The organism is Streptomyces sp. BK022 (assembly GCF_004217355.1).
GTDB classification, from domain to species: domain Bacteria; phylum Actinomycetota; class Actinomycetes; order Streptomycetales; family Streptomycetaceae; genus Streptomyces; species Streptomyces griseoluteus.
Window position 1 is genome coordinate 400,686 of sequence record NZ_SHKU01000005.1, and the last position, 21,459, is coordinate 422,144.

20 protein-coding genes are annotated in these 21,459 nt (G+C 73.2%); 8 read left to right on the top strand and 12 right to left on the bottom strand.

The window, feature by feature from the left end; translation table 11 throughout:
* Positions 1–24: 24 nt before the first annotated feature.
* The 7 genes from EV284_RS22825 to EV284_RS22855 all read right to left on the bottom strand — a co-directional run bounded on the left by EV284_RS22825 (position 25) and on the right by EV284_RS22855 (position 7,878).
* Positions 25–2,568 (bottom strand): polynucleotide kinase-phosphatase, encoded by a 2,544-nt coding sequence (locus EV284_RS22825; RefSeq protein ID WP_130337152.1) that lies wholly within the window; start codon positions 2,566–2,568, stop codon positions 25–27.
* Positions 2,565–4,085, bottom strand: a complete 1,521-nt coding sequence (locus EV284_RS22830; RefSeq protein ID WP_130337154.1) for a 3' terminal RNA ribose 2'-O-methyltransferase Hen1 — start codon at positions 4,083–4,085, stop codon at positions 2,565–2,567. Before EV284_RS22830 ends, EV284_RS22825 begins: the two co-directional genes overlap by 4 nt.
* 93 nt (positions 4,086–4,178) lie before the next feature.
* The gene (locus tag EV284_RS22835; RefSeq protein ID WP_130337156.1) at positions 4,179–5,102 is read right to left on the bottom strand and encodes an LLM class F420-dependent oxidoreductase; all 924 of its coding nucleotides are present in this window, start codon (positions 5,100–5,102) and stop codon (positions 4,179–4,181) included.
* 101 nt (positions 5,103–5,203) lie between these two features.
* Positions 5,204–5,674, bottom strand: coding sequence for a DUF6099 family protein (locus EV284_RS22840; RefSeq protein WP_165425618.1), 471 nt, complete (start codon positions 5,672–5,674; stop codon positions 5,204–5,206).
* Between the two features lie 175 nt (positions 5,675–5,849).
* Positions 5,850–6,194, bottom strand: coding sequence for a nucleotide pyrophosphohydrolase (locus EV284_RS22845; protein WP_130337158.1), 345 nt, complete (start codon positions 6,192–6,194; stop codon positions 5,850–5,852).
* Positions 6,191–7,357 (bottom strand): ATP-binding protein, encoded by a 1,167-nt coding sequence (locus tag EV284_RS22850; protein ID WP_130337160.1) that lies wholly within the window; start codon positions 7,355–7,357, stop codon positions 6,191–6,193. The genes EV284_RS22845 and EV284_RS22850 overlap by 4 nt, the downstream gene beginning before the upstream one ends.
* Positions 7,358–7,494: 137 nt before the next feature.
* Entirely contained in the window at positions 7,495–7,878 is a 384-nt protein-coding gene (locus tag EV284_RS22855; RefSeq protein ID WP_130337162.1) for a cell division protein SepF, read from the bottom strand.
* Positions 7,879–8,117: 239 nt separating this feature from the next.
* Between EV284_RS22855 and EV284_RS22860 the strand changes: the two genes are divergently transcribed.
* The 5 genes from EV284_RS22860 to EV284_RS22880 all read left to right on the top strand — a co-directional run bounded on the left by EV284_RS22860 (position 8,118) and on the right by EV284_RS22880 (position 14,636).
* Positions 8,118–9,923 (top strand): methylmalonyl-CoA mutase subunit beta, encoded by a 1,806-nt coding sequence (locus EV284_RS22860; RefSeq protein ID WP_130337164.1) that lies wholly within the window; start codon positions 8,118–8,120, stop codon positions 9,921–9,923.
* The gene (gene scpA, locus EV284_RS22865; RefSeq protein WP_130337166.1) at positions 9,923–12,097 is read left to right on the top strand and encodes a methylmalonyl-CoA mutase; all 2,175 of its coding nucleotides are present in this window, start codon (positions 9,923–9,925) and stop codon (positions 12,095–12,097) included. The genes EV284_RS22860 and scpA overlap by 1 nt, the downstream gene beginning before the upstream one ends.
* 7 nt (positions 12,098–12,104) lie before the next feature.
* Positions 12,105–13,100, top strand: a complete 996-nt coding sequence (meaB, locus tag EV284_RS22870) for a methylmalonyl Co-A mutase-associated GTPase MeaB (protein WP_130337168.1) — start codon at positions 12,105–12,107, stop codon at positions 13,098–13,100.
* 94 nt (positions 13,101–13,194) lie between these two features.
* Positions 13,195–14,127 carry a DUF4232 domain-containing protein gene (locus EV284_RS22875; RefSeq protein ID WP_242625787.1) on the top strand — a complete coding sequence of 311 codons (933 nt, stop codon included), beginning with the start codon at positions 13,195–13,197 and terminating at the stop codon, positions 14,125–14,127.
* Positions 14,128–14,159: 32 nt separating this feature from the next.
* On the top strand, positions 14,160–14,636 hold the full coding sequence (locus EV284_RS22880) for an NUDIX hydrolase (RefSeq protein WP_278045865.1): 477 nt from the start codon (positions 14,160–14,162) through the stop codon (positions 14,634–14,636).
* On the opposite strand, the gene EV284_RS22885 is transcribed toward EV284_RS22880, so the two are convergent.
* Together EV284_RS22885 and EV284_RS22890 are read right to left on the bottom strand one after the other, a co-directional pair.
* Positions 14,633–14,980, bottom strand: a complete 348-nt coding sequence (locus EV284_RS22885; protein ID WP_130337174.1) for a hypothetical protein — start codon at positions 14,978–14,980, stop codon at positions 14,633–14,635. The two genes, EV284_RS22880 and EV284_RS22885, sit on opposite strands and share 4 nt — an antisense overlap.
* Positions 14,981–15,030: 50 nt before the next feature.
* Positions 15,031–15,870 carry a helix-turn-helix transcriptional regulator gene (locus tag EV284_RS22890; protein WP_130337176.1) on the bottom strand — a complete coding sequence of 280 codons (840 nt, stop codon included), beginning with the start codon at positions 15,868–15,870 and terminating at the stop codon, positions 15,031–15,033.
* Positions 15,871–15,972: 102 nt separating this feature from the next.
* Here EV284_RS22890 and EV284_RS22895 point away from each other — a divergent pair, with 102 nt between their 5' ends.
* A complete protein-coding gene (locus EV284_RS22895; RefSeq protein ID WP_130337178.1) occupies positions 15,973–16,674 on the top strand; it encodes an SDR family NAD(P)-dependent oxidoreductase in 702 nt (233 codons plus the stop codon).
* Positions 16,675–16,745: 71 nt separating this feature from the next.
* Positions 16,746–17,981 (top strand): cytochrome P450, encoded by a 1,236-nt coding sequence (locus EV284_RS22900; RefSeq protein ID WP_130337180.1) that lies wholly within the window; start codon positions 16,746–16,748, stop codon positions 17,979–17,981.
* Positions 17,982–18,011: 30 nt separating this feature from the next.
* Here the strand turns inward: EV284_RS22900 and EV284_RS22905 are convergent, their stop codons facing one another.
* From EV284_RS22905 to EV284_RS22915, 3 genes are all read right to left on the bottom strand, one after another.
* Positions 18,012–18,776 carry a hypothetical protein gene (locus EV284_RS22905; protein WP_242625788.1) on the bottom strand — a complete coding sequence of 255 codons (765 nt, stop codon included), beginning with the start codon at positions 18,774–18,776 and terminating at the stop codon, positions 18,012–18,014.
* Positions 18,773–19,264, bottom strand: coding sequence for a diadenosine tetraphosphate hydrolase (locus EV284_RS22910; RefSeq protein WP_130337182.1), 492 nt, complete (start codon positions 19,262–19,264; stop codon positions 18,773–18,775). Before EV284_RS22910 ends, EV284_RS22905 begins: the two co-directional genes overlap by 4 nt.
* A 128-nt stretch (positions 19,265–19,392) precedes the next feature.
* On the bottom strand, positions 19,393–20,346 hold the full coding sequence (locus tag EV284_RS22915; RefSeq protein ID WP_242625789.1) for an NADP-dependent oxidoreductase: 954 nt from the start codon (positions 20,344–20,346) through the stop codon (positions 19,393–19,395).
* A gap of 69 nt (positions 20,347–20,415) precedes the next feature.
* Between EV284_RS22915 and EV284_RS22920 the strand changes: the two genes are divergently transcribed.
* Entirely contained in the window at positions 20,416–21,369 is a 954-nt protein-coding gene (locus tag EV284_RS22920) for a helix-turn-helix domain-containing protein (RefSeq protein WP_130337184.1), read from the top strand.
* Positions 21,370–21,459: the final 90 nt, after the last annotated feature.

Here is a 21,459-nt window from a genome sequence, read left to right on the forward strand (position 1 = left end):
CGCCCGCCCCTGGGATGCGTCCGCCTACAGCCGCGGGTCCACCGGCTCCGACTCCAGTGCGAGGACGCCGAACACCGCCTCGTGCACCCGCCACAGCGGCTCACCGTCGGCGAGACGGTCCAGGGCCTCCAGACCGAGGGCGTACTCGCGGAGCGCCAGCGACCGCTTGTGGTTGAGGAACCGGCCCCGCAGCTTGGCCAGGTTGTCGGGGCGCGTGTACTCGGGACCGTAGATGATCCGCAGGTACTCCCGGCCCCGGCACTTGACGCCCGGCTGCACCGGCCGGCCCTGTCCGTCGCGGACCAGCGCGCCGAGCGGCTTGACGACCATGCCCTCGCCGCCCCGGCCGGTCATCTCCAGCCACCAGTCGACGCCGGCCCTGACCGACTCCGGGTCGCCGGTGTCTACGTACAGGCGCCGGGTGGTCTGGAGCAGGCCGGAGGCATCGTGCTCCACCAGCCGGTCCAGCAGGGCGAGTTGCTCGTCGTGGGGAAGCGTGGCGAGGCTGCGGCCGCGCACCGCCAGCACCTGGAAGGGGGCGAGGCGGACGCCGTCGAGGCCGTCGGTCGGCCAGCAGTAGCGGCGGTAGGCGTCGGTGAACGCGGCCGCGTCGGCGGCCCGTTCCCGCTGCCGGGCCAGCAGCGCGGACACGTCGGCGCCCCGGTCCCCGGCCGCCTCCAGCGCGGCGAGCGCGGGCGGGAACACGGCGCCGGAGGCGGCGCCCACGGCGGCGTACTGGCGGCGCAGCAGGCCCTGTGACTTCAGCGACCACGGCATCAACTCGGCGTCCAGCAGCAGCCAGTCGGTGTCGAGCCGCTCCCACAGGTCCGCCTCGGTGACCGCCGCGCGGAGCCGTCCGAGGATCTCCTCGGTCACCGCGCCGTCGTCGAAGAACGGCCGCCCGGTACGGGTGTAGAGCGCGCCCGTGGGCCCCTCCCCCACGCCGAACCGCTTGGCGGCCGTCGCCGCGTCCCGGCAGACGAGGGCCACCGCGCGCGAGCCCATGTGCTTCTCCTCGCACACGACCCGCCCGACCCCGTCCCGCGCGTACTGCGCGAACGCCTCGGCCGGGTGCTCCAGGTACCCCTCCTCCCGGGAGGTGGGGGTCGGCGCCATGGTGGGCGGGAGGTACGGCAGCAGGCGCGGGTCCACGGCGAAGCGGCTCATCACCTCAAGGGCGGCGGCCGCGTTCTCCTCGCGCACCGCGACCCGGCCCAGGTACCGCGTCTCGACCCCGCCCCGGCCGGTGACGTCGGCCAGGTCGAGCGGCCGTCCGTCCTGGCCGCCGGGCGCGTCGACCCGCAGCGGCCGGACGGGCTCGTACCAGGTCCGCTCGGCGGGGACGTCCACGATCTCGCGTTCCGGCCAGCGCAGCGCGGTCAGCTTGCCGCCGAAGACGGCGCCGGTGTCGAGGCAGATCGTGTTGTTGAGCCAGGTGGCCTCCGGCACGGGGGTGTGGCCGTAGACCACAGCCGCCCGACCCCGGTAGTCCTCGGCCCACGGGTAGCGCACGGGCAGCCCGAACTCGTCGGTCTCACCGGTGGTCTCGCCGTACAGGGCGTGCGAGCGGACCCGGCCGGAGGTGCGGCCGTGGTACTTCTCCGGCAGACCGGCGTGGCAGACCACGAGCCGGCCGCCGTCGAGGACGTAGTGGCTGACCAGCCCGTCGACGAAGCGGCGCACCTCGTCCCTGAACTCCTCGCTCTCGCCCTCCATCTGGGCCACGGTCTCGGCGAGGCCGTGGGTGTGCTGGACGGTACGGCCCTTCAGGTAGCGGCCGAACTTGTTCTCGTGGTTGCCCGGCACGCACAGCGCGGTCCCCGCCGCGACCATGCCCATCACGCGCCGCAGCACGGCGGGGCTGTCGGGACCCCGGTCGACCAGGTCACCGACGAACACGGCGGTACGGCCCTCGGGGTGGACTCCGTCGTCGTAGCCCAACTTGGCCAGCAGCGACTCCAGTTCGGCGGAGCAGCCGTGGATGTCGCCGATGATGTCGAAGGGGCCGGTGAGGTGGGTGAGGTCGTTGTACCGCTTCTCGGTGACGATGGTGGCGCCCTCGACCTCGGCGACCCCGCGCAGCACATGCACCTTGCGGAAGCCCTCCCGCTCCAAGTGCCTGAGCGAGCGCCGGAGTTCGCGGGTGTGCCGCTGGATGACCCGGCGGGGCATGCCCGCGCGGTCGGGTCGGGCCGCGTTGCGCTCGGCGCACACCTCCTCGGGCACGTCCAGCACGATGGCGATCGGCAGCACGTCGTACTTCCTGGCCAGCTCGATGAGCTGCCGCCGGGCGTCCGGCTGGACGCTGGTGGCGTCGACGACGGTACGGCGGCCCGCCGCGAGCCGCTTGCCCGCGATGTAGTGCAGGATGTCGAAGGCGTCGCCGGTGGCGCTCTGGTCGTTCTCGTCGTCGGCGACCAGGCCGCGGCAGAAGTCGGAGGAGATCACCTCGGTGAGCGCGAAGTGCTTGCGGGCGAAGGTCGACTTGCCGGAGCCGGTGGCACCGACGAGGACGACGAGGGAGAGGTCGGTGACGGGCAGCGCCCGTCCCGTGCTGGTCCCGCTCATGCGGCCTTCGCCTCCTTCTTGTCCTGCCCGGCCTTGTCGTGCCCGGCCTTGTCCTGCCCGGTCGTGTCCTGCTCGGTGGTGTCGCGGTGGAAGACGGCCATCTGTGTGGGCGGGCCGACCTCGGGGTCGTCGGGGCCCACCGGGCGGAACTCGACGGTGTAGCCGTAGCGTTCGGCGACGGCGGCGGCCCAGGCGGCGAACTCCGCGCGGGTCCACTCGAAGCGGTGGTCGCCGTGCCGGGCGTGCCCGGCGGGCAGGGTCTCCCAGCGGACGTTGTACTCGACGTTCGGCGTGGTCACCAGGACGGTCCGCGGGCGGGCCGCGCCGAACACGGCGTACTCCAGCGCGGGCAGCCGGGGCAGGTCGAGGTGTTCGATCACCTCACTGAGCACGGCCGCGTCGTAGCCGGTGAGCCGCTTGTCGGTGTAGGTGAGCGAGCCCTGGAGCAACCGCACACGGGACGCCTGGCGTTCGCCCATGCGCTCCAGCTTCAGGCGGCGGGCGGCAATGGCGAGGGCGCGCGCGGACACGTCGACGGCGGTTATCTCCGTGAACCGGGTGTCCCGCAGCAGCTCCCGTACGAGGTGGCCCTCGCCGCAGCCGAGGTCGAGCACGCGCGTGGCGCCCGCCTCACGCAGCCCGGCGAGGACGGCCTCCCGGCGCTGGACCGCGAGCGGGGTCGGCCGGGGCTCGGCCTCGGTCTCCGTCTCGACGGCGTTGTCGATGTCCTCGACCTCGCTGTCGTCGGTCTCGGCCAGGCGCACCAGCTCCAGCCGCTCCATCGCCTGGCGGGTCAGCGACCAGCGGCGGGAGAGGTAGCGGTTGGTGATCAGCCGGTGCTCGGGGTGACCGGGCAGCCAGCCCTCACCCGCGCGCAGCAGCTTGTCGACCTCGTCCGGGGAGACCCAGTAGTGCTTGGCGTCGTCCAGCACCGGGAGCAGGACGTAGAGGTGGCGGAGCGCCTCGGCGAGGGTGAGCCGCTCCGACTCCAGCACCAGGCGGACGTAACGGGAGTCGCCCCAGTCGGGGAACTGGGGGTCCAGCGCGACCGGTTCGGCGGTGACGTCCCAGCCCAGCGGGGCGAACAGGGCGCGCACCAGGTCGGGGCCGCCCTTCGCGGCGACGGCGGGCACCTCGATGCGCAGCGGCAGCGGGGCGGCGGCGCGCTCCGGGCGGGCCTTGCACACCCCGCGCAGGGCGGTGGAGAAGACGGCGCTGAGCGCGACGGCGAGCAGTGAGGAGGCGGCGTACGGGCGGTCGTTGACGTACTGGCCGAGGGCCGCGTCGGGGGCTCCGCCCCGGCCCTTGCCCTTGCCGCGCCGGATCAGCGCGATGGGATCGACCTCCAGCAACAGCGCGGCCGTGCAGCGCTCGACCTCCGCCTCGGGGTAGAAGACGTGCGCCGTCCCGTGGGACGTGCTGAACGTCTGCGCGTTGCCGGGGTTCTTGTGCAGCAGGAACCCGAGGTCGGTGGCGGGGGTGGCGGCGGTGCCGCGTGTGGAGATCGTCAGGAACACATGTCCGAGTCTCGCGGTCGTGGGGTGCGTTGACCACAGGTTTTCCGGAGCCGGGGCCCGCCTCTTCCCGGTCGGCGGGCCCCGGCGGCGGGCTCAGGAGAGCTGGGGCATGACCTCGGCGGAGATCAGTTCGAGCTGGTCCAGGTCGTCCAGGTCGAGCATCTGGAGGTAGACGCGCTGGGAGCCGACCTCCTGGAAGCGGCCGATCTTCTCGACCACCTCGGCCGGAGTGCCGGCCAGGCCGTTGGCCTTCAGCTCGTCGACCTCGCGGCCGATGACGGCGGCGCGGCGGGCCACCTCGGCGTCGTCCCGGCCCACACAGGCGACCAGGGCGTTGGAGTAGACGAGCGAGTCGGGTGCGCGGCCGGCCTCCTCGGCGGCGGCACGGACCCGGCCGAACTGGCGCTCGGTGTCTTCCAGGGAGGCGAAGGGGATGTTGAACTCGTCTGCGTAGCGGGCCGCGAGGCGGGGGGTGCGCTTGGCGCCGTGGCCGCCGATGAGCACAGGGATCTTCTGCTGCGTGGGCTTGGGGAGCGCGGGGGACTCGGTGAGGTCGTAGTAGGTGCCGTGGAAGTCGTAGGTCTTGCCGGCCTCGGTGGCCCACAGACCGGTGACGACCTCCAGCTGCTCCTCCAGCCGGGCGAACTTCTCCTTCGGGAAGGGGATGCCGTACGCCTTGTGCTCCTCCTCGAACCAGCCCGCGCCGAGACCGAGTTCGACCCGGCCGCCGGACATCTGGTCGACCTGCGCGACCTGGATGGCGAGCACGCCGGGCAGCCGGAAGGTACCGGCGGTCATCAGGGTGCCGAGCCGGATGCGGCTGGTCTCACGGGCGAGTCCGGCGAGGGTGATCCAGGCGTCGGTCGGTCCGGGCAGGCCGCTGGCGCCGCCCATGCGCAGATAGTGGTCCGAGCGGAAGAAGGCGTCGAACCCGAGGTCCTCGGTGGCCTTCGCCACGGTGAGCAAGGTGTCGTAGGTGGCCCCCTGCTGGGGCTCGGTGAAGATACGAAGGTCCATGGCCTCCATCCTGCCCGCCCTCGGCCCGCCGAGCCGCATCGGCACCACCCGCACCGGGCCGAAGCCCCCGGCACCGCGGTACGGGCCTCCCCCTGGCCGGCTCAGCCGCGCTCCCCCTCCGGCAGCAGCTCCTCCCTGGCCGCCAGCTTGCGGAGCATCTCCAGCACCCGGTCACGGGACTCGTCCGCCGCGTCGATGGCCTCCATGCACTGCCAGTACACCGCCTCGTCGGAGGCCCCGCTGGCGAGGGCGACCAGGGCCATGCCGACCTCTCCGAGCAGCCCGCACAGGCCCAGCAGGGTCCGGCGGGCGTCGGCCAGCTCGGTGAGCCGGGCGGCGAGCAGTTCGCCGGTGTCCAGCTCGGGCGGGTCCAGCACCCCGCACCCCCGTCCCGCCAGCTCCATCAGCCCCAGCGCCTCCCCCCGCAGCTCCGGCGGCCCGGACACCGCCAGCCTGCTGCCGATCGCCTGGGACAGTGCCTGCGCCTGCCACACCTCCCTCAGAGTCCCCGCCGCGTCGGCACCCGCCACCAACGCCTCTCTGCCGATCTCGATGAGCCGTAACGCGTCCATCCGCCGCCCCGTCCCCGTCCGTCCGTTCGACCGCACACACGTCTTCACTACCCAGAGTGACGCCACTTGGTGCGAAAAGCCAGAGGAAGCCGGAAATCTGTGGACAACAATTCGGAATCGGCAGGGAAATTGACTCCATAGAGTGATAGCGGAGTACATCGGTCCGGACGATCGGTCAGGTGGCGTCCTCCGCTCCCGGCGCCGGGAACCGCCCCTCGTTCCGGTCGATCTTCGCCGCGAGGGCGACCAGGGGGTCGATGCCCAGGGCCTCGCAGAACTGGAGGAGGTAGGCGAGGACGTCCGCGACCTCGTCCGCGACCCGGTGCGCGGTGGACGGGTCGGACATCACGGCGGCGGACTCCTCCGGGGTCAGCCACTGGAAGATCTCGACCAGTTCGGCCGCCTCCACACTGAGGGCGGAGGCGAGGTTCTTGGGGGTGTGGTAGGGCTGCCAGTCGCGGGCGGCGGCGAACTCGGCGAGCCTGCGCTGGAGTCCGGCCAGATCGGAGTGTTCGGTCACGGCCTCAGGTGTACCACCGTGACGCCCGGTGTCCCCGCGGCCCAGCCGGGATCGCTGATCGCGCCCACGCAGCGGATGTGTCCGCGCTCGCCCATCCGGGCCGCCGTGGCGAGGAGTTGGGTCCGCTGGCCGGGGTCGAGGCAGCGGTCGAAGCCGTCGGCCAGCACCGTCAGGGTGCGCAGAGCGTCCGGCACCTCCCCCGGCGCGTCCACCTCCAGCACCCCCGGCCCGGTCAGCAGGACAAGGGCCAGCGCGACGTACCGCAGCTCGCCCTCGCCCAGCCGGGACAGCTCGGTGCGGTGGCCGTCACCCCGGTCGAGCAGCGCGCGGACCGTGCCGTCCCGCAGCCGCTCGGCGGCCAGGTCGGTCACCGGGCCCACGCACCCGGCGCGCACCACATCGACCAACTGGGCGTGTCTGCGCCCGCATTCGCTGCGGGTACGGCTCAGCACGTCGGCCAGGTTGTCGCAGCCCGGCAGCAGCCGGCCCGAGCCGGTCGGCACCGGGACGCGCATGCGGGCCGGCGCGGGGTCGCAGGCGAAGACCGAGCGCAGCGCGACGACCATCTGCTCGGCGGCGGCCAGCACCCGGCGCTGCCCGTCCGTCTTGCCGGCCACCCGCAGCGGCAGCAGCGTCGTGCCCAGCACGTCGTCCGGAAGCGGCGCGCGGGTCACCGGTGCGGCGCCCGCGGTGTGCCAGGCGGCCTGCACCGTGCGGCGTGCCGGATCGCGCAGCGCGGTCTCCAGCAGGACCACCCCGCCCGCGCTGAGCCGCTCGCCCACGACGCGCAGCCGGGGCTCGGCCTGCACGGCCACGTCGAGCCGCACCGGTCCCCCGGCTCCGTCGGCGGTGCAGCCGATCCGGAACCCGCGCCGCCCCTCGGCGTCCGGCCGGGCCCGGTCCGGCACCCAGGCCGACGGATCGGGGAACACCTCCGCCAGCGCGGCCCCGCCGCCCAGCCGCGCGAGCGCCTCGTAGGCGGCCAGCGCGGTGGACTTGCCGGAGCCGCTGGGCCCGGCGAACAGGGTGACGGCGCCCAGCGGGAACGCGGCCCGGCGGTGCCCGGCGAAGGCGGACAGCCGCAGCTCGGTGATCCGGGCGAGCACGTCGTACCCGTCGGGGAACGGGGCCGGAGGGGGCGTGGGGAGGGAGGTGACCGACATGTGCGGACCGTAGGACCGCCCTCGCGGGGCGAACCGTTTTCTCCCCGGACCTTCCTACGATCGGGCGACCGCCCGGGCCCCCGGCGCGCCACCCGCTCGGCCGAACCGTCCTACGAGCCTATGAGCGCGAGGGGCCCTCAGCCCGACGCCTCCATCCCCATCAGCCCGCTGACCTCGGTCCCCGGCGGCGTCAGCAGGAAGACGTTGCGGTCCACCCGGTGCATCCCGCTGGCCAGCCCGAACACCACGCCGGTGCTGAAGTCCAGCACCCGCTTGGCGACATCGCCCTCCGCGCCGGACAGGTCCAGCAGCACCGGCACCCCCGCCATCAGGGTCTCGGCGACGTCGCGGGCGTCCGCGAAGATGTTGACCCGCAGGACGACGAACCGGCGGCGCGTCTCGGTGTCCGCGTCGGGAAGCGTCCGGTGGCTGACCGCGGACGGCCACGCGTCCCGGCCTCGCAGCGGCACGACCTGGGCGAGCCCTTCCCACTGTTCATCGGTGACGTCGTAACGGCTCACCGGCTCCCCCTGACCTGACTCGCTTTCGATGCCTGCACCAGCCAATTCTTACGCCAAGTCACCCGTTCGGCCCAACAACGACACACTGTGCGACACGGCCCTGATCCGGCGTCCGGCCCATCTGCCGTGCACACGGCGCCGGCAGGCCCCCCGGGAGGCCCGGATCACAACCGCAACGAGGGGAACGTCACAGGCCATCGTTCTGCTGTCACCTGAGCACCCTGTCCTAACATCCGAGCATGACGGTCCTGCCTGACGACGGGCTCTCACTGGCCGCCGAGTTCCCTGACGCGACGCATGAGCAGTGGCAACGCCTGGTCGAGGGTGTCCTGCGCAAGTCCGGCAAGGAAGTCTCCGGCGCGGCAGTCGAGGACGCCCTGTCCACGACGCTGGAGGACGGGCTGCGCACCCGGCCGCTGTACACCCCGCGCGACGCCGCGCCCGACCCCGGCCTGCCCGGCTTCGCGCCGTTCACCCGCGGCGGCCGCCCGGTGGGCAACACCCCCGGGGGCTGGGACGTCCGGCAGCGGCACGCGGCCCTGTCCGACGGGTCGGTGCTGGCCGATCTGGAGAACGGCGTCACCTCGCTCTGGCTGGTGCTCGGCGAGGGCGGCATCCCGGTCGCGGACCTGGGCCGGGCGCTCGACGGCGTCTACCTGGACCTCGCCCCCGTGGCCCTGGACGCGGGCGCCGACACCGAGGCGGCCGCGGACGCGCTGCTGAAGCTGTACGAGGAGCGGGGCGTCTCCCCCGAGGACGTACGCGGCAGCCTCGGCGCCGACCCGCTGGGGTACGAGGCCCGCACCGGCACCCCGCTGGACTTCGCCCCCGTCGCCGCGCTCGCGGCCCGTGCCGCCGCGTATCCGGGGCTGCGCACGCTGACCGTGGACGCGCTGCCGTACCACGAGGCGGGCGGCTCGGCCGCGCAGGAACTGGGCGCCTCGCTGGCCACCGCCGTGGCCTGTCTGCGGGAGCTGACCGAGGCCGGGCTGAGCGCCGAACAGGCCACCGCCCAGATCGAGTTCCGGTACGCGGCGACCGCCGACCAGTTCCTCACCATCGCCAAGCTCCGCGCCGCGCGCCGTCTCTGGGCGCGGGTCGCGGAGGTGTGCGGGGCGCCGGGCGCGGGCGCCCAGGTACAGCACGCGGTGACCTCGCCGGTGATGATGTCGCGGCGCGACCCGTGGGTGAACATGCTGCGCACGACCGTCGCCACGCTGGCCGCCGGAGTGGGCGGCGCCGACTCCGTGACGGTGCTGCCGTTCGACCACGCGCTGGGGCTGCCCGACGCGTTCGCCCGCCGCATCGCCCGCAACACCTCCACCATCCTGGTCGAGGAGTCGCACCTCGCGCGGGTCGTCGACCCGGCGGGCGGCTCCTGGTACGTGGAGCGGCTGACCGACGAACTGGCGCACGCGGCCTGGGAGTTCTTCCGGTCCATCGAGCGGGACGGCGGCCAGGCGGCCGTGTTGCGCTCCGGCCGGCTCCGGGACGACCTCGCGCGCACCTGGGCGGAGCGGTCCGCGAAGCTCGCCAAGCGGCGCGAACCCATCACCGGGGTCAGCGAGTTCCCCTTCCTGGACGAGAAGCCGGTGCACCGCGAGCCCGCCCCCGAGCCCCCGTCCGGCGGTCTGCCGCGCGTGCGCCGGGACGAGGCGTACGAGGCACTGCGCGCCCGCTCCGACGCCCACCTGGCCGCGACCGGCGCCCGCCCCCGGGTCTTCCTCGCCACGCTCGGCCCGGCCGCCGAGCACACCGCCCGCGCCTCCTTCGCCGCCAACCTCTTCCAGGCGGGCGGCATCGAGCCGGTCACCGGCGGGAACTTCGAGGAGAGCGGCGCCACCGAGGCGGTCCTCTGCTCCAGCGACGCCCGCTACGCCGAGGAGGCCGCACAGGCCGCCGAGGCCCTGCGCGCGGCGGGCGCCCGGCAGATCCACCTGGCAGGCCGCCCCGCCGGGTACACCGGCGTCGACCATTACGTCTTCGCGGGCTGCGACGCGGTCGCCGTCCTGACCGCGACCCTCGACCGCATCGGAGTGTCCTGATGGGAATCCCCGACTTCTCCGGCATCGAGCTGGGCACCCCGGCCGTCGACGGCGGCGCCGAGGAGTGGCGTGCCGCCGTCGAGCGGGACACCGGGGGCGGCGAGCCGCTGTGGGAGACGCCCGAGGGCATCGAGGTCAAGGGGCTCTACACCGGCCGTGACCTGGAGGGCCTGGACTTCCTGGACACGTACCCGGGCATGGCGCCGTATCTGCGCGGGCCGTACCCGACGATGTACGTCAACCAGCCCTGGACGATCCGGCAGTACGCCGGCTTCTCCACGGCCGAGGAGTCCAACGCCTTCTACCGGCGCAACCTGGCCGCCGGCCAGAAGGGCCTGTCGGTCGCCTTCGACCTGCCGACGCACCGGGGGTACGACAGCGACCACCCGCGGGTGATGGGCGACGTCGGCATGGCGGGCGTGGCCATCGACTCGATCCTCGACATGCGGCAGCTCTTCGACGGCATCCCGCTGGACAGGATGACCGTGTCGATGACGATGAACGGCGCCGTGCTGCCGGTGCTGGCGCTCTACATCGTGGCGGCGGAGGAGCAGGGCGTACCGCCCGAGAAGCTGGCCGGGACCATCCAGAACGACATCCTCAAGGAGTTCATGGTCCGCAACACCTACATCTATCCGCCGAAGCCGTCGATGCGGATCATCTCCGACATCTTCGCGTACACCTCGCAGCGGATGCCGCGCTACAACTCCATCTCCATCTCGGGCTACCACATCCAGGAGGCGGGCGCGACGGCCGACCTGGAGCTGGCGTACACCCTCGCGGACGGCGTGGAGTACATCCGGGCGGGCCGGGAGGCGGGGCTGGACGTGGACGCTTTCGCGCCCCGGCTGTCGTTCTTCTGGGCGATCGGCATGAACTTCTTCATGGAGGTCGCCAAACTCAGGGCGGCCCGGCTGCTCTGGGCCAAGCTGGTGAAGCAGTTCGACCCCCAGAACGCCAAATCCCTCTCGTTGCGCACCCATTCGCAGACCTCGGGGTGGTCGCTGACCGCGCAGGACGTCTTCAACAACGTCACGCGCACCTGCGTGGAGGCGATGGCGGCGACCCAGGGCCACACCCAGTCGCTGCACACCAACGCCCTCGACGAGGCACTGGCGTTGCCCACCGACTTCTCGGCGCGCATCGCCCGCAACACCCAGCTGCTGATCCAGCAGGAGTCGGGCACCACCCGGGTCATCGACCCGTGGGGCGGCAGCGCGTACGTGGAGCGGCTGACGTACGACCTCGCCCGCAAGGCGTGGCAGCACATCCAGGAGGTCGAGGCCGCGGGCGGCATGGCGCAGGCCATCGACGCCGGCATCCCCAAGCTCCGGGTGGAGGAGGCCGCGGCGCGCACCCAGGCCCGTATCGACTCCGGGCGGCAGCCGGTGATCGGCGTCAACAAGTACCGCGTGGACACCGACGAGCAGATCGACGTGCTCAAGGTCGACAACTCCTCGGTCCGCGCCCAGCAGATCGAGAAGCTGCGGCGGCTGCGCGCCGAGCGGGACGACGTGGCGTGCCGGGACGCGCTGGACGCGCTGACCCGCGCGGCGGACGGCGAGGGCAACCTGCTGGAGCTGGCGGTGAACGCGGCCCGCGCCAAGGCGACGGTGGGCGAGATCTCGGACGCGCTGGAGAAGGTGTACGGCCGGCACGCGAGCCAGATCCGTACCATCTCCGGGGTGTACCGCAACGAAGCAGGCGAGTCCCCGTCGGTGGACCGCACCCGCGCCCTGGTCGACGCCTTCGAGGAGGCGGAGGGGCGCCGGCCGCGCATCCTGGTCGCCAAGATGGGCCAGGACGGGCACGACCGGGGCCAGAAGGTGATCGCCACCGCCTTCGCCGACCTGGGCTTCGACGTCGACGTCGGCCCGCTGTTCCAGACGCCGGAGGAGGTCGCCCGGCAGGCGGTGGAGGCGGACGTGCACGTGGTCGGCGTGTCCTCGCTGGCCGCCGGGCACCTCACGCTGGTCCCCGCGCTGCGGGAGAAGCTGGCCGAGGAGGGGCGCGGGGACATCATGGTCGTGGTGGGCGGGGTGATCCCGCCGCAGGACGTGCCGACGCTGCTGGAGATGGGCGCCACGGCGGTGTTCCCGCCCGGCACGGTCATCCCGGACGCGGCGCACGACCTGGTGAAGCGGCTCGCCGCCGACCTCGGCCACGATCTCTGAGCCCGGCATGGCCGCGATCGATCTCGACACCTATGTGAAGGGCGTGCTGGACGGGAAGCGCGCCCTGGTGGCCCGCGCGATCACCCTGGTCGAGTCCACCCGCCCCCAGCACCGCGCGCTGGCGCAGGAGTTGTTGTCCGAGCTGCTGCCGCACAGCGGGCGGGCGCGGCGGATCGGGGTGAGCGGGGTGCCGGGCGTCGGCAAGTCCACGTTCATCGACGCGTTCGGCACGATGCTGACCGAGCAGGGTCACCGGGTGGCCGTGCTCGCCGTGGACCCGTCCTCCACGCGTACCGGCGGCTCCATCCTGGGCGACAAGACCCGGATGGAGCGCCTCGCGGTGGACCCGCACGCGTTCGTCCGCCCCTCCCCCAGCGCGGGCACGCTGGGCGGAGTGGCGAAGGCGACCCGTGAGTCCATGGTGGTGATGGAGGCGGCCGGGTACGACGTGATCCTGGTGGAGACGGTCGGCGTCGGCCAGTCGGAGACCGCGGTCGCCGACATGGTGGACTCCTTCCTGCTGCTCACCCTGGCCCGCACCGGCGACCAGCTCCAGGGCATCAAGAAGGGCGTGCTGGAGCTGGCCGACGTGATCGCCGTCAACAAGGCGGACGGTCCGCACGAGAAGGACGCGCGGGCCGCGGCCCGTGAACTCGCGGGCGCGCTGCGGTTGATGCACGGCAAGGACGCGTTCTGGACCCCGCCCGTGCTGCACTGCAGTGCCCGCGAGACGAGCGGTCTGGACACGGTGTGGGAACGGCTGGAGCAGCACCGCACCCTGCTGGACTCCACGGGCCGGCTGACCGCCAAGAGACGTGACCAGCAGGTGCGTTGGACCTGGGCGATGGTGCGCGACGAGCTGCTCGGCCGGCTGCACGCCGACCCCGAGGTCAGGAGACTCGCACCGGACCTCGAACAGGAGGTCAGGGACGGGTCGTTGACGGCGACCCTGGCGGCGGACCGGATTCTGCGGGCGTTCGAGAAGCGGGACGGGGCACTGTGACAGCCCTGTGACCGGAGGAGTGGCTTCCACCACAGCCGGTGGGAACCGCTCCTGATCGACTCACCGGATGCGCAGATCATTCGCAGGTGTGGGAGTGCTCGCCCTTCTGGCCCTCGCCGGGTGCGGTACCGCCGGGCCCGGCGCGGACGCGGACGGGGTGCGCGCGGAGGCCCTGTGCCCGTCGAAGGCCCCGCGCTACGGCGAGATCCCTCGCGCCCGCCCCACGGCCACCGCCGACGCCTCCCGCCCGCCGGGCACGCCCACCCCGGTGCCGTCCGGCACGGGGACCTCCCGGGACGGGGTACGGATCACCCGGCAGTACGCCGGTGCGATCGACGAGGAGGGCGTCTGCCGGCCGAGTGGCCTGACGGCGGAGTTCGAGGTGACCAACCCGGCCGCGCACGACATGACGTACACCGTCCTGTTCGACGCGAAGGGGTACACCGGGGCGAGCCGGGTCGTGGGGCCGGTGCGGCATGGCAGCACCGTGCACGGCCGGGTGGCGATGAGCCGGAGCTACGGGGACGTCGCGGGCGGCACCAGCGTGTCGCTGCTGTCCGTCCGCAGCATCCCGAGCGCCGAGGCCCCGGCCCCCGGCGGACCGTGCCCCGCGTCGGGGGTGCGGGTGTACGCCGACGCGGGGGACGCGGCGATGGGGCTGCGCATGGTGGGCCTGCACCTGGAGAACTGCGGCAAGGAGCCCTACGCGGTGGACGGCCGGCCGGAGTTGGAGATCATCGACGCCGGGCACGAGCGCGTCGAAGGGGTGCGGATCGTGCCCTCGGCCGAGGTCGCCCCGCTCGACGGGACCCCCGACGTGGCCCGCCCGCTGACCCTGCGCCCCGGCGAGCGCGCCCTGTCCGGCATCGTCTGGCGCAACACGGTGGAGGCGTTCGGCGGGGCCGTGGACGCCCCCTACCTCCGCGTCCGTGCCAAGGCGGGCGCCGCGCCGGTGACGTTGACGCCGGAACTGGACCTCGGGACGACGGGCAGACTGGGGGTCCAGGCATGGCGGAAGCAGGAGTGACGGGCGCTTCCGCCTCATCGGAAGGGGAAGTGGTGGAGGACATCGCCTACGCCGACAAGGGACGGCCCTCGCCGCACGCGCTCACCGGTGCCGGGGTCGCCGTGACCGACGCGGCGGGCCGGGTCCTGCTCGGCTGGTCGAAGAAGCGCGGGGTGTGGGAGCTGCCCGGCGGCAAGAACGACGCCGGGGAGGGCTTCGCGGAGGCCGCGGTACGGGAGTTGGCCGAGGAGACGGGGCTGCGGGCCGAGGCGGAGGACGCGCGGCTGCTGGCGCTGCTGATGGACTCCGTGCACGGGATCCCGCGCGTGACGGCCGCGGTGCGGGTGAGCGCGTACAAGGGTGAACCGAGCGTGCGCGAGCCGGAGTTGATCGACCGCTGGGAGTGGCACGACCCGGCGGTGCTGCCCCGGCCGCTGTTCACCCCGAGCGCGCACGTCATCGACACGGTGTGGCCGGGCCTGCTGACGGGCCTGCCGCCGGTGCACCGGTATCCGCTGGCGGGCGCCTAGGCGGCGGACCGGGTGCGGAAGGCGCGTACGGCCATCCCGAGCAGCCCCGCGTCGACCAGCGCGCACACCGACACCCACGCGGCGAAGAGCAGCGGGGTGAGCCAGTTGACGGAAGGGTCCAGTTCCGGCGAGGGAGCGAGGAACGCGACGGCGCTGAGCGGCAGGGTCGCGGCGAAGGGCCAGATCGCGGCGAAGCCGGGGTCCGGCGAGAGGTAGACGGCGTAGAGGAAGAACCCGAGCGCGGAGCCGGCCACCACGAGGTAGCCCCGCGAGAGCCAGTTGTCGGTGGCGAGGGTCAGCCAGGACCGAAGTCGACGTGAGCGGGCGCGTGTTGCGGAGGCCATGGTGCTTCCCTTCCGTACGGCGGGATGCGGTCACGGGTACCCGGTGGGACTCAGACGGCCACCTCCTGCGTCCCCAGCACCATGAGCAGGGCGAGGCGTTCGGCGTCCTCGGTGCCGGGTTCGGCGGTGTAGACCATGATCCGCAGATCGCTGCCCGCGACGGTGAGGATGTCGCAGTCGAGGGTGAGCGGGCCGACCGCCGGGTGGTCGATGGTCTTGCGCGCCGCCTCGTGGACGCCGACGGTGCCGCTGTCCCACAGTTCGGCGAACCGGCTGCTGTGGGTGCGCAGTTCGGCGATCAGACCGACGAGGGCGCGGTCGTGCGGGTACCGTCCGGCGGCCGCGCGAAGGTCGGCCACGAGGGCTGACTCGAAGGCGGCCAGTGACTCGGGGGTGTGCCGTACACCGGAGCCGGGGCCGGCGAAGTGCCGCCAGACGCCGTTGAGTCGGCGCCCCTTCCAGCGGGTGGAGTCGCCCATGAGGGCCGCGTAGGGCGAGTTGGCGGTGAGCAGGGTCCAGCTGGCGTCGTAGACGGCGACCGGGGTGCGGCCGAGCCGGTCCAGCAGGCGGTGCACGCTGGGCGGGATGAAGGTGGGCACGGCCGTCGGGGCGGGCGGGGCGAGCCCGGCGAGCCGGTACAGGTGGTCCCGCTCGGCCGCCGACAGACGCAGCGCCCGGGTGAGCGCCTCCACGACCTGGGAGGAGGGGTTGGTGGCGCGGCCCTGCTCAAGACGGGTCACATAGTCGACGGAGATCCCGGCGAGCTGGGCCAGCTCCTCCCGCCGCAGCCCGGACGCCCGCCTGCGGCCGCCCTGGGGCAGCCCCGCCTCACCGGGCGGGAGCCGGTCCCGCCAGCGGTGGATCGCCGTCCCGAGTTCCGCGCTCGCCATACGGTCCAGTGTGCCGCGCGGGGCGTGCGGCCGCCTGGTACCGCCAGTCCCAGGAAAACCGGTCCTCTGGCTGCCGGCGGGCACCCGGCGGAGGCTGGAACCATGACGAACACACTGATCACCGGAGCGAACAAGGGCCTCGGCTACGAGACCGCCCGCCGCCTGCTGGCCGAGGGCCACACCGTCTACGTCGGCGCCCGCGACGAGGAGCGGGGCAGGCGGGCGGCGGAGAAGCTGGGCGCGACGTTCGTCCAGCTCGACGTGACCGACGACGCGTCCGTCCTGGCGGCGGTCCGCACGCTGGAGGCGGCGGGCGGCCTGGACGTCCTGGTCAACAACGCCGGCATCGAGCCGCGCCGCCCCGACGGCGGCTTCGTCGACCCGGCGGCGGTCACGGCGGACGACGTCCGGGAGGTCTTCGAGACGAACGTCTTCGGCCCGGTACGCGTCCTGCAGGCCTTCCTCCCCCTCCTCCTGCGCTCCCCCGCCCCGGTCGTCGTGAACGTCAGCAGCGGCCTCGCCCTCACCCGCGCCCTCGCCGACCCGTCCGCCCCGGAGCACTTCTACCCCGACCTCGCCTACCCGGCCTCCAAGGCAGCCCTGAACATGCTGACCGTGCAGTACGCGAAGGCGTTCCCGAACCTGCGCGTCAACGCGGCGGACCCCGGCTTCACGGCGACCGACCTCAACCACAACACGGGGACGCAGAGTGTGGCGGAAGGAGCGGAGGTGATCGTGCGCCTGGCGTGCGAGGCGGAGGTGAGCGGGACGTTCCAGGAGGGCGCGGGGGTGCTGCCCTGGTGAGGCGGCCTGTTCTACCGGATGTGCCGCTCCTACCGTTGAACGTGCCGTACTCCCCTCGCCGAGGAGCTGTCGTGCCCGAGCAGCCGCCACCCCTGGTCCTCGACCCCACCGGCGCCGATCACCACGCCGAGCACCGGGCGCTGCGCGCCCGAGGCCCGGCCACGCAGGTGGACATCCTCGGGGTCACGGCCTGGTCGGTGAGCGACCCGGCCCTGCTGAAAGCCCTCCTGACCAGCCCGGACGTCTCGAAGGACCCCCGCGCCCACTGGCCGGCCTTCGCCGAGACGGCACCGACCTGGCCGCTGGCTCTCTGGGTGGCGGTGACCAACATGTTCACGGCGTACGGCGGCGATCACCGCAGGCTGCGCCGCATGGTCGCCCCGGCGTTCAGCGCCCGCCGGATCGCCGCGCTCCAGCCGGTGATCGAGTCGATCGTGGCGGACCTGCTGGACGCCATGGCCGAGCGCCCGGGTGACGAGGTGGTCGACCTGCGCGAACACCTCGCGTACCCCCTCCCCATCACGGTGATCAGCAGGCTGATGGGCGTACCGGAGGTGCACACGCCGGAGTTCCGTGCGGCGGTGGACGGCGTGTTCGACACGACGCTGACCGTGGAGCAGGCGACCCAGAACACGAGGTCGCTGTACAAGTGGCTGGACGCACTGATCGAGGCGAAGCGGGTGACTCCGGCCGACGACCTGACCTCCGCCCTCATCATGGCCCGCGACGAGGAGGGCGCCGGCGACGCGCTGACCCAGGAGGAGCTGCGCGACACCCTCCTCCTGGTGATCAGCGCGGGCTACGAGACGACGGTGAACGTCATCGACCAGGCGATCACCGCCCTCCTCACCGACCCGTCCCAGCTCGCCCACGTCCGCGAGGGCCGTGCGAGCTGGGCCGACGTGGTCGAGGAGACCCTCCGCCACGAGCCCGCGGTGAAACACCTCCCCCTGCGCTACGCGGTCCGCGACATCCCCCTGCCGGACGGCCGGATCATCCCCCAGGGCGCCCCGGTCCTCGCCTCCTACGCGGCCGCCAACCGCCACCCGTCCTGGCACGGAAACTCCGCCGACACCTTCGACGCCACCCGCCCGGTGAAGGACCACCTGGCCTTCGGCCACGGCATCCACTTCTGCCTGGGCGCTCCGCTGGCCCGGCTGGAGGTGGGGACGGTGCTCCGGGAGTTGTTCGCACGGTTCCCTGAGCTGGAACTCGCGGTGCCCGTCGGGGAGTTGCAGCCGGTGCCGTCGCTGATCAGTAACGGTCACAGGGAGGCGCCGGTACGGCTGGGACGGGGCAGGGGGTGAGCCGACGGGCGACGCCAGCGGCAGGCGAGGTCAGGTCCGCGTCCACCACGCCCACGCTGAAGCCGTCCCCGCAACGTAGGCCGTGACGGTGACGAGCCACGCGGTCACGTCCGGGGGCGCCCAGCCCCACAGGGGGCCGGAGGCGCTGTCGACCACCGCGATGAGCAGCACCGCGCCGGTCGTGAGCGCCACGCTCCAGCGGGCGTCCCACCCGCACACGCGCAGCACCCGACCGAGGCCGTAGCCCGCCGCCGACGCGAGCACGGCCGAGACGACGCGGGCGATCCACCCCTCATCGGAGGCGACCGACTCCCACAGGAAGCCCGACAAGGCGGCGGCGCCCGCCACCAGCAACGGCACCAGCAACGCCTGTGCGGTGCGCGGGAGATCCACGCCGGCCCAGCCCGCCACGAGTGCGGTTCCCGCCAGCATCAGCACCGCGCCGCTCAGCCAACTGGTGGGCCACAGCCCGGCGAACCCGTCCGGGTCGGGCTCGTGGGCGAGGAAGGACGCCAGCAGCAGCACGGCCGGCACCCCGCCCACCACCAGCACGGCCGCCCCCGTCCGGTACCAGCGCCCGACCGCCCAGGCCAGCGCGGCCAGCACGACGGCGAACAGGGCGGTGCCCCACCAGGTGTAGCCGGTGGTGAGGGTGTCCGAGCCGGGGCTCACCGGCACGTTGCTGCGGGGGTCCCACGGCAGGAGCAGCAACTGGGCGAAGGCGGCCAGGGCGGCCGCGCCCGGTAGGAGGATCGCGGCCGGGAGACGGGACGGGGCAGGAGCGCTGCCGTTCACACGCTGCTCGCGGTGTCCGACGGCAGGTGGTCCAACTCCGCGCTGATCGCGTCCCGCAGCTCGGCGTGCCCCGGTCCGAGCCGGAAGCGGACGTCGCTCCACCGGTCGCCCGGATAGAGCCACACCGGCTTGCCCACCAGTTCCGCCGGCTCCCACTCGAACCGCGGCCAGACATGCGCGTGCAGGAACGGGTCCGTGTTCCCCAGGATCTCCAGGTTGACCCGGCGGAAAGCCGGGTCCAGCCGCCGGCAGGCACGCTCCACCGCTTCGCCGAGCTGTTCCATGTCCGACAGGAACGACAGCCGCTTCGCCCTCGGCAGGTCCGACAGCCGCTGCACGCCGGGCTCGTCCACGAGCAGAACCGAGTAGCCAGGCAGGAACTGAACGTCCCCGATCACCGCGAACCCCGCCGTCAACCGCCGCAGCACGGTGGGGTTCTCCCCCCTCAGCGCAGACCCGATCCGGTCCGTCCGCCAGTCACCAGTCATGGCCAGAACGTACCTTCACTCGGCTCCCGACGACCGCACCGAGATGGTCCGCGCCGACTTCCGTACGCGCGAAAGCGAAGAGCCCTGCCCCTCCCCCAAGACGGAGCGGCAGGGCTCACCCACATCCCTCAGGACCCGACGGTCAGCACCAGCTTGCCGGTGACCCTCCCCGTCTCCCCCACCGCGTGCGCCTTGGCCGCCTCCGCGAGCGGGAACACGCCCTCGACGTGGGCGCGCAGCGCGCCGGAGGAAGCCAGCTCGGCAACCGCCTTCATCCCCGCCTGGTCCGCCTCCACCAGCAACGTCTCCACCCGCACGCCACGGGCCTCGGCCTTGGCCGGCTCCTCCGGATCGGTACCGGGCAGCAGCGAGACGAGCACGCCCCCGGGCCGCAGCACCTCCAGCGAACGCACCCGGGTCTCCCCGGAGATGGTGTCCAGCACCACGTCCACGTCCCCCACGACGTCCCGGAAGTCGACGGACCGGTAGTCGATCACCTCGTCCGCCCCGAGCGACCGCAGGAACTCGTGCTTGGGCTCGCTCGCGGTCCCGATGACGTACGCCCCGAGCGCCTTGGCGATCTGCACCGCGAGGTGGCCGACGCCTCCGGCGGCGGCGTGCACCAACACGCGCTGGCCGGGACGGACCTGCGCCGTGTCCACCAGCGCCTGGTACGCGGTGAGCGCGGCCAGCGGCAGTGCTCCCGCCTGGACGTGGTCGATCGAGTCCGGCTTGTGGGTGAAGGCGCGGGCCGGCCCCTTCACGTACTCCGCGTGGGCGCCGACGCCGTACGGGTAGGGCAGCATGCCGAAGACCTCGTCGCCGGGCTTGAAGAGGGTCACGCCGTAGCCGACCTCCTCGACGACACCGGAGACGTCCCAGCCGAGGACGAGCGGGAGCCGGTCGAGGAACATGCCCCCGGTGCGGTGCTTCCAGTCGGTCGGGTTGAGTCCGGAGGCGCGGACCGCGACCAGGATCTCGCTCGGGCCCGGCTTCGGGCGGGGGACCTCGGTCTCCTTGAGGACGTCGGGGGTGCCGTACTCGTCCTGGCTGATGGCGTGCATGGTGGCGTGGTTCGTCATACGTCCAGGTTCACCCGGGCGGAGCCGACGTACCATGGCATGAATGCCATCTTTCAACGGGATCGTGCCATGACCGCTCCGCACCGCGTCGTCGTCCTCGCCCTGGACGGGGTCTACCCCTTCGAGCTGGGCATCCCCAGCCGCGTCTTCGGTTCGGCCGGGGGCCGCTACGAGGTGCTCACCTGCTCGGCCGACGGCGGGCCCGTCGCCACCAACTCCGACTTCTCGGTCACGGTCGGGCACGGGCCCGAGGTGCTGGCGACGGCGGACACGGTCGTCCTCGTGCCGTTCGACGTCTCCCAGGTCCGCCGCGGCCTCCCACCGAAGCTGGAGGCGGCGCTGGCGGCGGTGCCCCCCGGCACCCGGATCGTCTCCATCTGCACCGGCGCCTTCGTCCTGGCCGCCGCCGGACGGCTCGACGGCCGCCGCGCCACCACCCACTGGGCCCTCGCGGACACCTTCCGCGCCTGGTTCCCGGCGGTGCGCCTCGACCCGGACGTGCTCTTCGTGGACGACGGAGACCTCCTCACCTCGGCGGGCGCGGCCTCGGGGATCGACGTGTGCCTGCACGTCGTACGCCAGGACCACGGCGCGGCCGTCGCCAACGACGTGGCCCGCGCCTGCGTGGTGCCGCCGTGGCGCGACGGCGGGCAGGCGCAGTACATCCAGCACCCGGTCCCCGAGGAGCAGGCCAACGGCACCTCGGCGACCCGTCAGTGGGCGCTGGAGCGCCTGCACGAGCCGCTGTCGCTGACCGAGCTGGCCGGGCACGCCCGGATGAGCCGGCGCACCTTCGCGCGGCGGTTCGGCGAGGAGGTCGGGACGAGTCCCGGGCGCTGGCTCATCCAGCAGCGCGTCGCCCGCGCCCGGCACCTGCTGGAGACCACCGACCTCGCCGTGGACGAGCTCGCCGCGCAGGTCGGCTTCGCCACCGGGACCTCCCTGCGCGAGCATCTGCACGCGGCGATCGGGGTGACCCCGCTGGCATACCGGCGGACGTTCCGGGGAGCCGGGGTGGAGTAGACGTCGCCGCAGGTCAGGCCCCGGCTTCAGGGGTACCGTTCCGGGCATCCGTCTACGGTCGAGCGGGGAGCCGGTGCTCCCCTGACCTCA

Coding starts and splice junctions, on each gene's coding strand:
- EV284_RS22825 (WP_130337152.1), bottom strand. CDS start 2,568: ATGAGCGGGACCAGCACGGGACGGGCGCTGCCCGTCACCGACCTCTCC.
- EV284_RS22835 (WP_130337156.1), bottom strand. CDS start 5,102: ATGGACCTTCGTATCTTCACCGAGCCCCAGCAGGGGGCCACCTACGAC.
- EV284_RS22840 (WP_165425618.1), bottom strand. CDS start 5,674: ATGGACGCGTTACGGCTCATCGAGATCGGCAGAGAGGCGTTGGTGGCG.
- EV284_RS22850 (WP_130337160.1), bottom strand. CDS start 7,357: ATGTCGGTCACCTCCCTCCCCACGCCCCCTCCGGCCCCGTTCCCCGAC.
- EV284_RS22860 (WP_130337164.1), top strand. CDS start 8,118: ATGACGGTCCTGCCTGACGACGGGCTCTCACTGGCCGCCGAGTTCCCT.
- scpA (WP_130337166.1), top strand. CDS start 9,923: ATGGGAATCCCCGACTTCTCCGGCATCGAGCTGGGCACCCCGGCCGTC.
- meaB (WP_130337168.1), top strand. CDS start 12,105: ATGGCCGCGATCGATCTCGACACCTATGTGAAGGGCGTGCTGGACGGG.
- EV284_RS22885 (WP_130337174.1), bottom strand. CDS start 14,980: ATGGCCTCCGCAACACGCGCCCGCTCACGTCGACTTCGGTCCTGGCTG.
- EV284_RS22890 (WP_130337176.1), bottom strand. CDS start 15,870: ATGGCGAGCGCGGAACTCGGGACGGCGATCCACCGCTGGCGGGACCGG.
- EV284_RS22895 (WP_130337178.1), top strand. CDS start 15,973: ATGACGAACACACTGATCACCGGAGCGAACAAGGGCCTCGGCTACGAG.
- EV284_RS22910 (WP_130337182.1), bottom strand. CDS start 19,264: ATGACTGGTGACTGGCGGACGGACCGGATCGGGTCTGCGCTGAGGGGG.
- EV284_RS22915 (WP_242625789.1), bottom strand. CDS start 20,346: ATGACGAACCACGCCACCATGCACGCCATCAGCCAGGACGAGTACGGC.
- EV284_RS22920 (WP_130337184.1), top strand. CDS start 20,416: ATGACCGCTCCGCACCGCGTCGTCGTCCTCGCCCTGGACGGGGTCTAC.